This window comes from Tepidibacter sp. Z1-5 (assembly GCF_037844525.1).
Taxonomy (GTDB): Bacteria; Bacillota; Clostridia; order Peptostreptococcales; family Peptostreptococcaceae; genus Tepidibacter_A.
In genome coordinates this window covers 80188-95546 of the sequence record NZ_JBBMMD010000002.1, presented here as the reverse complement: position 1 = coordinate 95546, position 15359 = coordinate 80188, and the positions used below count along the sequence as shown (strand labels likewise).

Sequence of the window (15359 nt, the reverse complement as noted above, 5' to 3'; positions counted from 1 at the left end):
AGGTTATAAATATGATTGTTCTATCTTGCAATAATATAAATAAAAGTTTTGGCGTAGATTCTGTATTAAATGATATAAGTTTTACAGTAAATGAAGGAGATAAAGTAGGTGTCGTAGGAATCAACGGAACTGGTAAAACTACTTTATTTAAGATATTATCAGGGGATTATTCTCATGATAGCGGGGATGTATACACATCTAAGAATACTGAGATAGGTTATTTAGAACAGAATATGAATTTTGAATCTAAAAAAAATATATTAGACGAAGTTTTAACAGTTTTTAATGATCTTATAGATATGGAAAAAAATCTTCGGGATTTGGAATCCAAAATATCAATTAAAAGTGAACAAATTGAATCTAAAGAACTTGAAAAGTTAATGAATGAATACTCTCGCAAACTAGAATTATTTTCTGATAAAAATGGTTATGGTTATAAGTCAGAAGTAAAAGGTGTTCTTAAAGGACTAGGTTTTTCTGATGATGATATGGACAAAAATGTTAATATATTATCAGGAGGAGAGAAAACTAGAGTCCTTTTAGCTAAACTTTTACTTAAAAAACCAACTCTACTTTTACTAGATGAGCCTACCAACCATCTCGATACTGAAGCTGTTGAGTGGCTTGAATTTTTCTTAAAGCAATATAAAGGAAGTGTTCTTATAATTTCCCACGATAGATACTTCTTAGATCAAACCGTTAATAGAGTATTTGAACTTCATAACAGAACTTTAACTGCATATAATGGTAATTATTCTGAGTTCGTAAAAAAATCAAAAATAGAAAAAGAAATAGAACAAAAAAAATATGAAGATCAACAAAGAGAAATTAAAAGACAAGAAGATGTTATCGAAAAATTAAAATCATTCGGAAGAGAAAAACAGGTCAAAAGAGCTAGAAGTAGAGAAAAAGCTCTCGATAAAATAGATGTTCTAAAAAAACCTGATGCAGCTACTAAAAAAGCTCGTATTAGATTCGAACCATGTGTTACTAGCGGAAACGATGTATTATCTGTTGAAAATTTATCTGTCGGGTATGATAATAATGCATTATTTAAAAATGTTGATTTCAATATATATAAAGGAGAAAAAGTAGCACTTATAGGTCCTAATGGGATAGGTAAGTCATCTTTATTCAAGGTTTTAATGAATAATTTAGAACTTATAGATGGCAATTTTAAGTTAGGTCAAAATGTTAATATAGGTTATTTTCATCAGGAACAAAAGACTCTTAATTTAGATAATACTATAATTGATGAAATTTGGAATGAAAATAAATTACTACAGCAAAACACAATAAGAACTATGCTTGCAGCATTCTTATTTGAAGATGAAGATGTATTCAAGAAAATATCAACTTTAAGTGGAGGAGAAAGAGCCAGAGTTGCTCTTTTAAAGCTTATGCTTTCAAAATCTAACTTTTTACTTTTAGATGAGCCTACTAATCACTTAGATATTAACTCCAAGGAAGTATTAGAGGAAGCTTTATCTAATTACGAAGGTACTTTATTTGTTATTTCACACGATAGATATTTCTTAAATACTGTTGTAGACAAAATAATTCTCCTGGGACCAGATGGCGTAAAAGAATATCTAGGAAATTACGATTATTATATAGAAAAGAAAAAACAATTAGAAGAATCTGTAGTTGAAATAACTGAAGAAAAAACTAAAACTCAAATAAAAGAAGAAAAAAGAAAAGAAAGAGAAAAGAAAGAATCTGAAAAAAAGTTAAGGATTCAAAGACAAAACATTGAAAAAGAAATAATGGAAGTTGAATCTGAAATAGAAAACCTGAATGAACTTATGTGCCAGGAAGAGGTATATTCTAATCCTGAAAAATCTAAAGAGGTTACATCCAAAAAATCCGAATTTGAAACAAGATTAGAAAATTTATATGAATTGTGGGAAGGGCTTATGTAATAAGCCCTTCTTTATTCTATTTTTGTCCAAGTTTTAAATTTGGAACTGCATTTAAGCTAAGGTCATCAACCTTACCGTTTATATAATCATAATAAGCTGCACATCCGATCATAGCAGCATTATCCGTACATAAATCTAAAGATGGATATTTAACATCTATGTTGTGATTTTTACATTCAGCTACTAACATTTCTCTAAGCCCAGAGTTTGCTGCTACTCCTCCAGCTAAAACTATTTTGTCATATCCTCTTTCCTTAGCTGCCTTTATAGCTTTATTAGTAAGCACTTCTACAACACTTTGCTGAAATGATGCCGCAACGTCTTCAACTACTATATCTTCATTTTTCATTTTCTTAGCATTTAAATAGTTTAAAACAGATGATTTAAGTCCACTAAAGCTGAAATCGTAGCTATCATTCTCTAAGTATATTCTAGGAAATTTAATACTATCCTTGTTTCCTATCTTGGATAATCTATCTATTATAGGTCCTCCTGGATACCCAAGCTTCATTGCTCTTGCTATTTTATCAAATGCCTCACCAGCTGCATCATCTCTAGTTCTTCCAAGTATCTCGTATTTTCCATAGTCTTTAACTTCAGCAAGATGAGTGTGTCCACCAGACACTATCAAGCATATAAAAGGAGGCTTTAGTTCTTTATCTTGTATAAAGTTAGCACTTATATGTCCTTCTATATGGTTAACTCCTACAAGAGGCTTATTTAACGCAAATGATAGAGCCTTTGCAGTAGATAGTCCAACCAATAAAGCTCCTACAAGCCCTGGTCCATGCGTTACCCCTATTACATCTATATCATCAAATGTCATGTTAGCTTCATCTAAAGCACTTTGAATTACTGCATCTATACTCTCTACATGTTTTCTCGATGCAACCTCTGGAACTACTCCTCCAAATTTTTTATGAAGATCTATTTGAGTTGCAACTATATTAGATATAACTTCTCTTCCATTTTTAAGTATAGCGGCAGAAGTTTCATCACAACTACTTTCTATTGCCAAAGTTATTATATCATTCATATTTTTTCTCCTTTTTCTATATCTTTCCACATAATAAGTGCATCCTCCTGAGTATCAGTATAATATCCAGGTCTTATTCCAGATAATTTAAAACCGTATTTTTTATATAATTTAATAGCTGTATCATTTGATTTTCTAACCTCAAGAGTCATAGATATTATATTACTTTTTGCACATTCGTCTATTAAAGCTTCTATTACTTGATTTCCATACCCTAGTCCTCTATAATCAGGATGAACAGCAACATTTGTTATATGACCTTCATCTACTACAAACCATATTCCTGCATAGGCTACTATTTTTGAATCTTTCTCTATTACCTTGTATCTAGCAAGTTTGTTTTTGAGTTCTTTTTGTAAGGAATTCTTTGTCCAAGGTGTCTTAAAGCAAAGTTCTTCTATTTCAACTAAATCATCTATATCTTTTTCTTGTAAATTTCTTATAACTATATTATTTTCCATCTTCCTTTAACCTCTTAATCTTTTCTTCATATTGAACCTCTGCCTGAGATTTTCTTATATAATAAGGTACTACATCATAATGAGTTTTTGTATCTCCTTTTTTAAATTTCTGTATACCTATTTCGCATATGCTAGATGCTCTTGATAATCTATGAGAATTAGGAGCTATATATACGTTATTTATATTTTCAAAAACTTCTTTATGTAAATCTGCACCTTCTCCAATTAATACGAATTCTTCTAATGAAGATTTAAGTTCTTCAGCTAAATCTTCTACTTTTTTTACATCTATTTCTCCTACTTTTAATAAAGATTCTTTGTCCCAAGAATATTTACAAGTATACACCTGTTTTTTTTGTGCATCTATCATAGGGTATACTGTTTTGTTTGTCATAGATATGTTAAATGCAAGTGCTTCAAGTGAATTTACAATAACCATAGGTACATCTATCGCATGAGCTATAGCTTTAGCTGTAGCAACTCCAATTCTAAGCCCTGTAAATGAACCAGGACCTACGCATACTGATATTAAATCTATATCGTCTGCACTCATTTCATTAAGTTCAAACATATTTTCAATTATTGGCATAAGTTTTTGTGAATGTGTTTTGTTATTATTTATAGTATATTCTGATATAAGTTTATCATCTTCCATAATGGCAACCGATGCAGCTTTTGAAGATGTATCTATTCCAAGTACCTTCATTATTTAATTATCTCCTTTACTATGTTTTCATAATGTTTTCCATGAGGAGTAAGTATCATTTCTCTACCCTCTTCTTTGTAATTAAGTTCTATATTTATGTATTCATCAGGAAGTATATCTTCTATTAAATTAGCCCACTCTATAATACATATTCCATCTCCATATAAATACTCTTCAAATCCTATCTCATACATATCTTCACTAGATGATATTCTGTAAACATCAAAATGATAAAGTGGATATTTCCCATCGTATTCATTAACTATAGTAAATGTAGGACTTGTAATATAATCATCTACTTCAAGTGCTTTTGCTATACTCTTTGTTATAGTAGTTTTTCCAGCACCTAAATCTCCTATTAAACATACTACATCACCTTTATTTAAAAGTTGTCCCAATCTATATCCAATTTCGCTAGTCTCTTGTTCATTTTTTAAATATATCTTTTCCATGTTTCTGCTCCTATCCAACCTTAGTTTTAACCAAATAATCACTATGCACCTTATTATATCAAAAAACACGAAAAATTATAATAATACAAAAAAACAGAAGCCATGAATATTATTCATGGCTTTTATTATCATTATATTAAATCTATTTTATTATACAAGAAACCTTCTTATACAATACAGCTGTAACAACAGACATTACAATACCTTTAAATATATTAAACGGTACAACTCCATAGTATATTAAAGTCTTAACATCTACTATATTCTTGTTTACAACAGTTCCCATTTGAACTATTGCATCTATTGGAAACATATTTGCGTAAAACGGAATAAGTATATAATAGTTAGCTAAAGCTCCTACTATACTCATACCTATTGTTCCTATTAAGCATCCAATTATAGCATTTCTCTTATTCTTTTTAAGATGATATATTCCAGATGATATAAATACGAAAGCTCCTCCTATTAAAAAGTTAGCTATTTCTCCAACTCCACCAGTAGAGCTCTTTGTTACAAAGTGTAGTAAATTCTTTATAAGTTCTATAAATATTCCTGCCACTGGACCTAGAGCAAACCCACCTATTATAGCTGGTATATCAGAAAAATCTAATTTTAAAAATCCCGGTGCAAATATTATTGGAAATTCAATAAACATTATTAAGTATGATATCACAGATAAAATAGATATTTTAACTAAAACAGATGTCGTAAAAAGATTCTTTTTCGTTGTAGCTTGATTATACATATTTATACCTCCCTGAAATTCGCTTAAAATAATAACAAAAGCCTGAAGATATTCTTCAGGCTTAATAATCAAAATAGATACAGATATGCATATACATACACTATCTTATCATCTTCTTTCATCCAGACTTTACTGTCGGCCTTGGAATCTAACCAAGTCTGCCATCAAATGGCTCGCGGGCTTTACCGCCGGTCGGGAATTTCACCCTGCCCTGAAGATTATCTTCATACTTTTTTAGTTTTATTTAATATTATATTAATACTTTTCCAATAATTTGTCAAAATAATTTTAAATATATACTAGTCTAAATTAAGCTGAGTAAACTACCTCACCATTTATTATAGTACATACTACGTTACTTTGAATATCAAGCGGATGTCCATTCCATATAACTATATCCGCATCTTTTCCAACTTCTATAGATCCAATTCTATCTTCAAGACCTAAAACCTTAGCAGGGTTTATAGTTATAGCTTCTATAGCTTTATTCTTATCCATTCCAGCTTTTACAGCAAGAGATGCGCAAAGAGGTAGATATTGAATTGGAACAACAGGGTGATCTGTCATTAGAGAAACATTAAGCCCTTCATTTGACAGAATTCCAGGTGTTTCAAATGTTAAATTTCTAAGCTCTATTTTACATCTTTCCGATAAAGACGGTCCTACAAGAACAGGGTAGTTTTCTTTAGCTAAATGCTTTGTTATTAAGTGACCTTCAGTACAATGGTCAATTGTTAGATTTAAATCAAATTCTTTTGCTATCCTAATAGCTGTAAATATATCATCAGCTCTATGTGCATGAGCTTTAAGTGGTATTTCTTTCTTAAGAACAGGAATCAATGCCTCTAGCTTATTGTCATATTCAGGTCTATCACAATCTTCATCTTCTTCATAATCTATCATATCCTCAAGATAAAATTGAGCTCTTTTTAATGTCTCTCTAAGTAGAGCTGCCGTTGCCATTCTAGTTTGAGGAGTTTTATCTTCTTTTCCATATGCTGATTTTGGATTTTCTCCAAAAGCTATTTTCATTCCTATAGTCTTTAATACCATATCATCTATTCTATCTCCATATGTCTTTAAAGCTATAAATTGACCTCCTATAACGTTAGCACTTCCAGGTCCACTTGCCACAGTAGTTATTCCACCCTCATATGCTTCTTTAAAGTTTCTATCCATTGCATTAATGCCATCAACAGCACTTAAGTGCGGAGTTATAGGATCTGTCTCTTCATTTCCATCAGCACCCTCATATCCCATTCCATCTTCCCACATTCCAACATGAGTATGAGGGTCTATAAATCCTGGAAATACATGGTTTTCTTTTGCATCTACCACTTTTACATCTAGAGGTACAACTATGTCTTTTCCTATTTCTTTTATCTTACCGTTTTGGATTAATATATCTCCTTGTATAATTCCATTTGTTACAGTATTTATTTTAGCATTTTTTATGCATAACATTCTGCATTTTCCTCCTTTATAGGCAATCTTATTTCAAACTTAGACATCTGTCCTTTAATAGAAGTGGCACCTATATTACCTTCGTTTGCCTCTACATTTTTCTTAACTATACTAAGACCAAGCCCTGTACTTTTTTGCTTTGTAGTAAAGAATGGTTCAAATATTTTATCTAATATTTCTTTATCCATTCCTTTTCCTTGGTCTATTATTTCCATTAACACTTCACCGTCTAAATCATAAGTGTTTATATATATATTTCCGCCTTCTTCCATAGAATCCACTGAATTTAATATCATATTTACAATTGATTCTTGTATGTCAGATTCTTGTACGAATATAGTTTTTTCACTATTTAAATTCAGTATTATGTCTATATTTATGCCTTTTATATAAGTCATATTCTCCCATTTAGGTCTAGTAGTCTTTATGGCTTTTTTAATTATATCATTTATTAATACATATTTCTTATCTTCTCTTATGTTTCTAGAAAAATCCTGCAAAGTTTTAACCTTGTCTATAGCTTCATTAGCTCCATCGTAGATTATATTTATATATTCTTTTATATTAGAAGCCTGTTTATTTATTCCAAGAAGCTGAGTATATCCCTTTATTATAGAAAATATATTGTTGAGATCATGCACTATTCCTCCGGCAAGTTCACCAGTATATCTTATGTTTTTATCTGTTTTTTTAAGCATTTTGCCTTCTTCTTTTTCTTTTATTGCGTATATTATATCTCCCAAACTCTTGCATATAACATCTATTATGTATTCATCTGCTTTGCCTTTATTATAACCTTCTCGGTATCCAAGCGTTAATATTCCTACTATTTCTCCATTACAATGTATTCTATAACTATAAGTCATATCTATGTTAGCGTAAGAATATTCTTTTTCTATTTTATTACTACTAAATAATACTGTTATAGAACCATAGTCCGCAGCAGTTATTTCAAGTACAGTTTCTATAACATTCTTTATTATTTTTTCAATGTCACTCTCGAAACTAAAATTTATTATAGAGTTATTTAAAGTTTCTAGATTCTTTTTATTCTTTTGAAGGTCTAGATTATCTATTTTAGATTTTTTTATAGATTTTAATAAAAATTTTATATTACTTATGTCTTCAACTTTTATAGTCTGTCTTTCATTCTCATCTTCAAATATCAATTTATCATAAATTGTTAAAAATTCATCCATAATTTCAATTTCAAAATCTATTATATTAAAAAATATTAATAGTTTATAATTTTCATTAGTTATAATATCAATGTATTCCTCTTTATTTTCTAAAATATAATATCTGTATTTATGTATCCAATCCGAAGTTACAACTATACTCATGTTAAAATATTTTTTATTTTTTTTGTATTCATCTACTTCAAATTTATTATCTTCTATAACGATTACTTCATCATCTCTATAATGTCCTATCATTTCTAGTACTTTCTTATCTCCTAAAAACGCACATTTTCTATTATTATCCAGCGATTCGTCTATAGTTTTTTTCATTAAATCTACTGCAAACAGTTTAGATGAACCTATAACCCCTATATTTCCCCACTGAATCATCATACTCCTCCTAATTTAGCATCTGTAGTATTTTCTTTATTTCATCTATGCCAAATGGTTTTTCCAGTATATAATCAATTGTCGTATCATTATAATTATCTATATCACCTAACCAGCCTGTCATTAAAACAAACTTTATATGAGGATATTTGTCTTTTACTTTTTTTGCAAGCTCTATTCCATTTAGATTAGGCATTGCCAAGTCACTTATTATTAAGTCATATTTCTCAACTTCTAGTTTTTGGAGTGCTTCTTTACCGCTATAGCATATGTCTACTTCTTTTCCTATACTCTTTATTATTTCCCCCGTTGCCATTGCAACTTGTATTTTGTCATCTACAACTAATATTTTATGGTACTTTTCATCTTTTTCTTCACTTTCAGTATTTATATTGATAATTTCTTCCAAATGCATTGGAAGTGAAATTATAAACTTAGTTCCTATTCCTTCTTCAGTTTCAACCTTTATGCTACCCCCATGGTCTTTTATTATCTTGTATGATACCGATAATCCTATACCATTTCCATTAACTCCTTTAGTAGAAAAAAATGGGTCAAATATTCTAGATAGAATATTCTTAGGTATACCATCACCCGAATCCTCTATTTCAATATAAATATAATTATCTATATTATATGTTTTTATTTTTATATCTCCGCCACTAGGCATAGCATCTATAGCATTATTTAAGATATTTATCATAACTTCTCTTATCTCAAATTCTCTACCTTTAACGTACCCTTTAGCATCTAATTCTTCATTTATATTTATATCTATACCGAGCATAGCCTTATCATCGATCCTAGGGTTTATCATATTTAGAACTATCTTCATAATTCTTTCAAATCTAAAAAAAGAATTTTCTTCTTCTCTTATGTTTTTAGTAAACTCTTGAATTCGTCTCAACATTTCTGCTCCATCAAGAGAAGCTCTTTTTATAATTTCCAAATATTCTCTAATATTATCATCTTGTCTTTTAGCAAGAGATAAATCAACATACCCTGATATAGTAGCCAATATATTATTAAAATCATGTGCTACTCCATTAGCTATTTCACCAAGAGCCTTTAGCTTTTCATTCTGACTTATTATTCTATCATTCTTTATCTTTTCTAGAAATGAATTTACTATATTTTTAGCAGAAGAAGAGTATATTTCAAGTATTTCTTTATTTATATATTTTTTTACATCCTTATCAAAACATAAATAAATCACAGTGAATTCATTTATATTTAAAAATACCATGATTTTATTATTTTTATCCACAGTTTTTATCAATTCATTTTCATTAAAAGTTATATTTATGTAACCTTTAACACACTCACACGAAATTCCCTTTTCATAATGTATCTGAAAATTTTCAAACTCAGACTTAGTCAAAATACCACTTCTTTTACAATCCGTTATGCTACTTACAAGATCTAAAAACTTCTTTAAAAAATCATCTAAATTACTTATTTTATTTACACTCCCTAAAAAAGAGTTAAGTTTTTCAAGATCTTTTACATTATCGTATGTATTTTTTTTTGCTATAACAGATGATCGTATACTTTGTAATATCAATTCAAGTTCCTTAATTTTTTTATTATTGTATATTTCAATAGTTTCATCATCTTCAAACAATATAGTTTCATAATAAACCGATATTTCAAGTAAATCTTCTATTGATAATTCAAGTACATTATAATAACAACAGAATTTATATCCATTTTTTATAACATTCTTTATCAACTCTGTTTTCATATTAATAGCGCTAGAATAAATACCTACTATGTAATTAGTTTTATACCCTAATTTTTCACTTTCTACTTTCAATTTATAAAATAACTCCATATCATTTACAAAATTTTCACGATTTTTTATAATAATTTTACCTGATTTTATGTGCTCGTATAATCTATATTGTTTTAATTCTTCTTCAGTAAAAAATTCATTTTCATAATTTCCATCTACTATTATAATTATTCTGCCTTCTTTGCGTAAAATAAAATTAATATATTTAAATAATATTGTATAATCTCTATAAAGTTTAGTGCTAAGTATCATGTTACTATTTAACTTACTCGCCATACTTAATGATTTACATATACTCATATAATTTAAATCCCCTTCATAGAAAGTGATACCTTATGCTTTTGTAAGTCTATTTGTATAACTTTAACATCTACTATATCTCCTATAGATACAATTTGCATTGGATCTTTAACGAATCTATCGCTCATTTGTGATTTATGAACTAATCCATCATTCTTAATTCCAATATCGACGAAAGCTCCAAAATCAACTACATTTCTAACCGTCCCCTTAAGTATCATACCTTCTTTAATATCTTCTATTTTTAAAACATCACTTCTAAACACAGGTTTTATACTTTCATCTCTAGGATCCCTGCCAGGCTTTTTAATTTCATTTATTATATCTTTTAAAGTTAAAACCCCTACATTTAATTCTAAACTCAAATTTTCTATACCCAAACTTTTAATTTTATCGTCTATATCTTCTATCTTCTTATTCTTTATATCATCAAGTGTATATCCTAACCTTTTTATTAATTTTTCACATATATCATAACTTTCTGGATGAACTCCTGTATTGTCTAATACATTTTTTGAATTATCTATTCTCAAAAATCCTGCACACTGCACGAATGCTGAAGGTCCTAACCTTTTCACTTTTTTAAGCTCTTTTCTAGATTTAAATTCTCCAACTTCTTCTCTATATATAACTATATTTTTAGCAACCGACTTACTTATTCCAGCTACATGTTCAAGAAGAGAATAAGATGCACTATTTAAATCAACTCCTACAGCATTTACACTGTCCTCAACTACTCCTTCCAATACTGATCCTAACCTTTTTTGATTCATATCATGTTGATATTGTCCAACACCTATATGTTGCGGCTCTATCTTTACAAGCTCTGCAAGAGGATCTTGAAGTCTTCTTGCTATAGATATTGCTCCCCTTATAGAAACATTAATATCCGGATGTTCCTCTGTAGCTAATGATGACGCTGAGTAAATAGATGCACCAGCTTCGCTTACTATTATATATTTTATATCTTTATCTATTTCTTTTATTAAATTAGCGACAAACATCTCAGATTCCCTTGATGCAGTACCATTTCCTATAGCTATTATATTTACATTGTATTTATTTATAAGTTCTATTAATACCTTCTTAGATCCTTCCTCATCATTTTGAGGTTTTGTAGGATAAATTGTAGTTGTATCTAGTAATTTTGAATTTTCATCAACTATAGCTATTTTACACCCAGTTCTATACGCAGGGTCAAATCCCATAACCACATTTGCTTTAACAGGAGGTTGAAGCAATAATTTTTTTATATTTTCTCCAAATACCTTTATAGCCCTTTCCTGTGCCTTTTCAGTTAAATAGCTTCTTACCTCCCTCTCTATCGAAGGAAATATAAGTCTTTTATATGAATCATTTATAGCTTGTTCAATATAATTTGACAACTGACTGGATTTATTCTTTAAATTAATACTTTTTATCTTGTCTATAATCATATCTTCATTAAGTTCTAATTTAACTTTCAAGAATTTTTCTTTTTCCCCTCTATTTATAGCCAAAATCCTATGCGATGCCATAGTTTTAACTTTTTCAGAATAAGAATAATACATATCGTATACAGATTTTTCATCTGTGCTTCCTTTACATGATATAACTCCATCATTTAAAGCTATTCTCCTTATAATCTTTCTAAGAGAAGCATCCTCAGATATAATTTCAGCTATTATATCAAGAGCCCCTTTTATGGCTTCTTCTTCATTTTTAACATCTTTATCTATATATTTCTTAGCTTCACTATTTATATCCTCTATATCATAATTCATTATAGATATAGCTAATTTTTCTAGCCCTTTTTCTTTAGCTATAGTGGCTCTAGTTCTTTTTTTAGGCTTAAATGGAACATAGATATCTTCAACCTCTTGTAATGTTTTAGCATTTTTTATATCTGTTTTTATTTTATCTGTTAAGTTTCCGCCTTCTTCTATTATTCTAACAACATCTTCTTTTCTATTCTTCAAATTTCTAAGATAATTTAATCTATCATAAAACTCTCTTAATACAACATCACTTAAATTTCCAGTCATCTCTTTTCTATATCTAGCAATAAAAGGTATAGTATTTCCATCATCTATCATTTTTATAGTATTTATTACCTGAGAAGATTTTAAATTCAATTCTTCTTGTAGTATTTTCTCTATATTCATCTTAATCTCTCCTTAATCCGAACTTATAAAATCATTATATCAAAAAAACTATATATTCAAAAACTAGTTTGATGTAATATCATACTTTTTTTGAATTATTTTCAATTTTCATTCATCTCAATTCGCTTTATCCGAAAGCTAAAAATTCAGTTGAAGTAAAAATTCCATCTGAATTAAGTTTCCTTTATATTACAAAAGAGTCTCGCATTATTATTTACAATGCGAGACTCTTTTATGTCTATCCTTTTTCCCATCTATCCTGATTATTCATTATACTCTCATTAACATATCCTTTTCCATATGTCATTCCAACTACAACTTTAGGGGCTTTATTTGTATCTATGTTTTCCATATACATTTTTTCTCCAAGTTCATTCCAACCTTCATACAAAGGTTTCATTACCTTTATAGCTTCTTCAAACTTAGATTTATCCTTCGTCATATAGCCTTCAGTTATAATATTATTAATATATAAATATAATCTCTTATAGTTATTTGCTATTTCAGAATCTCCTGTTAATGTGCCCATAAGCTCTGCTAATATATCTCTACACTTATCCATTAAAATATCTAAACTTTCTTTTTTATCTAGATTAGAAATACATTCATTAAATGTATCAATTAATCCTTCATATATAATAGCTACAAGCTGTGCCTCATTAGCAGTTGCAACCCTTGAAGCTAAATATTCTTTTTCTATCATCTAATTACCTCCAATCTTAACCAAGTAATTTAAGAATTGCTTGCGGCTGTTGATTAGCTTGAGCAAGCATTGATACCCCTGCTTGTTGAAGTACATTTAATTTTTGATAATTAGCCATTTCAAGAGCCATATCAGTGTCTTCTATACGAGACATAGCAGCGGTTAAGTTTTCATTAGTATTATCAAGATTTGCAATAGTATGCTCAAGTCTATTTTGAGTAGCACCAAGCTTTGACCTCTCAGATGCTATTTGAACTATAGCATTGTCAAATACTTTAATAGCTGCAGAAGCTTTTTCTTCAGAAGTTACATCTACTGCATATTCTGTCATACTTGAAGAAATTCCATTTGTAACACTTGCTCCTGTCTTTACATAAGAAGCACCTTTAACCCCTGGATTTCTTGTTGGATTATCAGCACTTATTTTTAATTCTTTTGCTCCTATATTTCCTATTTGAAGACGGAATCTTTGTCCTGTATTTGCTCCTACTTGAAGATTTGTAGTGAAATCATCTGGAGTACCTTCAAGATATATTAAATTCCCATCAAATCCTGCCTTTGTAGCCACTATGTTTAATCTAGCATTTGTAGATGTTCCTGATGCTCCTAAATCAAAACTAGGATCTTCACTTAAAGTTACTCCGTCTATTCCTGTTGCAAACTTATTTACTATTTCTTCTACAACAGCTTCAGCAGTAGTTTTACCATTTATATCAATAGGTCTATTTGAACCTACATATGGAGATATGCTACTATCAAAGAACTCTATAATTTCATCTCCTATTTTAATCGTTGAGCCAACCTCAGGAACTGCATCAAAGTAAAAACTTCCTTTTGCTGTATTTGTTGCATTTTCTGCTTTTCCCATAGCTTTATTAGTCCCTGCTCCTTGCTTATCTGCTGCAGTAAGTCCTAATACTCCTAATCCATCAGGTGCTCCCGCTTCTAGCTTTAATTTAGCTTCTGTTCCCAAATCAACTGTTGTAAGTACTATCTTTTTACCAGTAGAATCTTTTTCAACTTTAATTTTTCCTTGTAGTTCCGAAACTGTATCTATATCTTTTTGTAAAGCATCTATAGCATCATCTATTGAGATATCATCAGCTGTACCCGTTCCTGATCCATTCCCTATTCCCTTTACATTATTTAGAGTTACTTCATTACCATTTATTTTTATTTTTTTTCCGTCAGCAGTAGTTCCAAAATCTTGACCACCATTAAAATCAGTAGTTCCAGTTACCGTTGCTGGCTCCATACCAAATATTTTAGTTGCAGCATTTCCTGTAAATTTCACTTCACTTCTTCCACCTATAGATGCAGTTGTGATCTCTATTTGTCCATATTTATTTAAAACAGCCTTAGCTGAATCTCCTAAAGCATCATTTACAAGCTCCATAAAATCATTTACATCAGTACTACCATCTGTTTGAGTTAAATTAACTACTTTTTCTTCTCCATCTATCCATATAGATAATTGATCACTTTTGAGATTAAAATTAGGGAAGTCAGTTGTATTTCTTAAATTTTTCTCACCTATCATCTGTGCTGGTTCACCAGTAGACATTCTATGAACTTCTGTATTACTATTTGGTCCTTCATTTCCTTTTAATATATTTCTTGTATTATACTCTGTTCCATTTGCTATTCTATTTACTTCTGATGTTAATTGATTTATTTCATCTTGTATCGCTTGTCTGTCAGAATCTGCTGCCGTACCATTTGCTGCTTGTACTGATAATTCTCTCATTCTTTGGAGCATAGAGTGAACTTCTGACATAGCTCCTTCTGCAGTTTGAACTAAAGATACACCATCAAGAGAGTTTCTTGAAGCCGTCTTAAGTCCATTTATTTGAGCTCTCATCTTCTCTGTGATTGCCATTCCAGCTGCGTCATCCCCAGCCCTATTTATTCTCTTACCTGAAGATAATTTTTCAAGTGCCTTTGATGCAGCGGCATTGTTAACATTAAGTAATCTATGTGCATTCATCGATGGTATATTATGATTAATTCTCATCTTAATAATTCCTCCCCGTATTAATAATTCCTTTTATTTTATCGTC

The 15359-nt window shown here is 29.6% G+C and carries 12 protein-coding genes and 1 riboswitch; of the genes, 1 reads left to right on the top strand and 11 read right to left on the bottom strand.

Translation table 11 applies throughout. From position 1 onward, the window contains the following. Positions 1-11 precede the first annotated feature (11 nt). Entirely contained in the window at positions 12-1922 is a 1911-nt protein-coding gene (gene abc-f / locus WJW32_RS00410; RefSeq protein WP_340253342.1) for a ribosomal protection-like ABC-F family protein, read from the top strand. A gap of 16 nt (positions 1923-1938) precedes the next feature. On the opposite strand, the gene tsaD is transcribed toward abc-f, so the two are convergent. The 11 genes from tsaD to WJW32_RS00355 all read right to left on the bottom strand — a co-directional run bounded on the left by tsaD (position 1939) and on the right by WJW32_RS00355 (position 15313). Next, positions 1939-2958 carry a tRNA (adenosine(37)-N6)-threonylcarbamoyltransferase complex transferase subunit TsaD gene (gene tsaD / locus WJW32_RS00405; RefSeq protein ID WP_340253339.1) on the bottom strand — a complete coding sequence of 340 codons (1020 nt, stop codon included), beginning with the start codon at positions 2956-2958 and terminating at the stop codon, positions 1939-1941. After that, on the bottom strand, positions 2955-3419 hold the full coding sequence (rimI, locus tag WJW32_RS00400) for a ribosomal protein S18-alanine N-acetyltransferase (RefSeq protein WP_340253336.1): 465 nt from the start codon (positions 3417-3419) through the stop codon (positions 2955-2957). The genes tsaD and rimI overlap by 4 nt, the downstream gene beginning before the upstream one ends. Beyond that, on the bottom strand, positions 3409-4125 hold the full coding sequence (tsaB, locus tag WJW32_RS00395) for a tRNA (adenosine(37)-N6)-threonylcarbamoyltransferase complex dimerization subunit type 1 TsaB (RefSeq protein ID WP_340253333.1): 717 nt from the start codon (positions 4123-4125) through the stop codon (positions 3409-3411). Before tsaB ends, rimI begins: the two co-directional genes overlap by 11 nt. Then, positions 4125-4577 (bottom strand): tRNA (adenosine(37)-N6)-threonylcarbamoyltransferase complex ATPase subunit type 1 TsaE, encoded by a 453-nt coding sequence (gene tsaE, locus WJW32_RS00390; protein ID WP_340253330.1) that lies wholly within the window; start codon positions 4575-4577, stop codon positions 4125-4127. Before tsaE ends, tsaB begins: the two co-directional genes overlap by 1 nt. A 142-nt stretch (positions 4578-4719) precedes the next feature. Continuing rightward, positions 4720-5322, bottom strand: coding sequence for an ECF transporter S component (locus WJW32_RS00385; RefSeq protein ID WP_340253327.1), 603 nt, complete (start codon positions 5320-5322; stop codon positions 4720-4722). 106 nt (positions 5323-5428) lie between these two features. Then, positions 5429-5545: riboswitch (FMN riboswitch) on the bottom strand. 86 nt (positions 5546-5631) lie between these two features. Further along, positions 5632-6786, bottom strand: coding sequence for an amidohydrolase (locus WJW32_RS00380; protein WP_340253324.1), 1155 nt, complete (start codon positions 6784-6786; stop codon positions 5632-5634). Beyond that, on the bottom strand, positions 6774-8357 hold the full coding sequence (locus WJW32_RS00375) for a sensor histidine kinase (RefSeq protein ID WP_340253321.1): 1584 nt from the start codon (positions 8355-8357) through the stop codon (positions 6774-6776). Before WJW32_RS00375 ends, WJW32_RS00380 begins: the two co-directional genes overlap by 13 nt. Positions 8358-8367: 10 nt before the next feature. Beyond that, positions 8368-10452, bottom strand: coding sequence for an ATP-binding protein (locus WJW32_RS00370; protein WP_340253318.1), 2085 nt, complete (start codon positions 10450-10452; stop codon positions 8368-8370). Between the two features lie 5 nt (positions 10453-10457). Beyond that, positions 10458-12596, bottom strand: a complete 2139-nt coding sequence (locus WJW32_RS00365) for a Tex family protein (RefSeq protein WP_340253315.1) — start codon at positions 12594-12596, stop codon at positions 10458-10460. Between the two features lie 238 nt (positions 12597-12834). Then, complete coding sequence (locus WJW32_RS00360; protein WP_340253312.1) at positions 12835-13299, bottom strand: flagellar export chaperone FliS; 465 nt, start codon at positions 13297-13299, stop codon at positions 12835-12837. A 16-nt stretch (positions 13300-13315) separates the two neighbouring features. Beyond that, entirely contained in the window at positions 13316-15313 is a 1998-nt protein-coding gene (locus WJW32_RS00355) for a flagellin N-terminal helical domain-containing protein (RefSeq protein ID WP_340253309.1), read from the bottom strand. Positions 15314-15359: the final 46 nt, after the last annotated feature.

Coding starts and splice junctions, on each gene's coding strand:
- abc-f (WP_340253342.1), top strand. CDS start 12: ATGATTGTTCTATCTTGCAATAATATAAATAAAAGTTTTGGCGTAGAT.
- tsaD (WP_340253339.1), bottom strand. CDS start 2,958: ATGAATGATATAATAACTTTGGCAATAGAAAGTAGTTGTGATGAAACT.
- rimI (WP_340253336.1), bottom strand. CDS start 3,419: ATGGAAAATAATATAGTTATAAGAAATTTACAAGAAAAAGATATAGAT.
- tsaB (WP_340253333.1), bottom strand. CDS start 4,125: ATGAAGGTACTTGGAATAGATACATCTTCAAAAGCTGCATCGGTTGCC.
- tsaE (WP_340253330.1), bottom strand. CDS start 4,577: ATGGAAAAGATATATTTAAAAAATGAACAAGAGACTAGCGAAATTGGA.
- WJW32_RS00385 (WP_340253327.1), bottom strand. CDS start 5,322: ATGTATAATCAAGCTACAACGAAAAAGAATCTTTTTACGACATCTGTT.
- WJW32_RS00380 (WP_340253324.1), bottom strand. CDS start 6,786: ATGTTATGCATAAAAAATGCTAAAATAAATACTGTAACAAATGGAATT.
- WJW32_RS00375 (WP_340253321.1), bottom strand. CDS start 8,357: ATGATTCAGTGGGGAAATATAGGGGTTATAGGTTCATCTAAACTGTTT.
- WJW32_RS00370 (WP_340253318.1), bottom strand. CDS start 10,452: ATGAGTATATGTAAATCATTAAGTATGGCGAGTAAGTTAAATAGTAAC.
- WJW32_RS00365 (WP_340253315.1), bottom strand. CDS start 12,596: ATGAATATAGAGAAAATACTACAAGAAGAATTGAATTTAAAATCTTCT.
- WJW32_RS00360 (WP_340253312.1), bottom strand. CDS start 13,299: ATGATAGAAAAAGAATATTTAGCTTCAAGGGTTGCAACTGCTAATGAG.
- WJW32_RS00355 (WP_340253309.1), bottom strand. CDS start 15,313: ATGAGAATTAATCATAATATACCATCGATGAATGCACATAGATTACTT.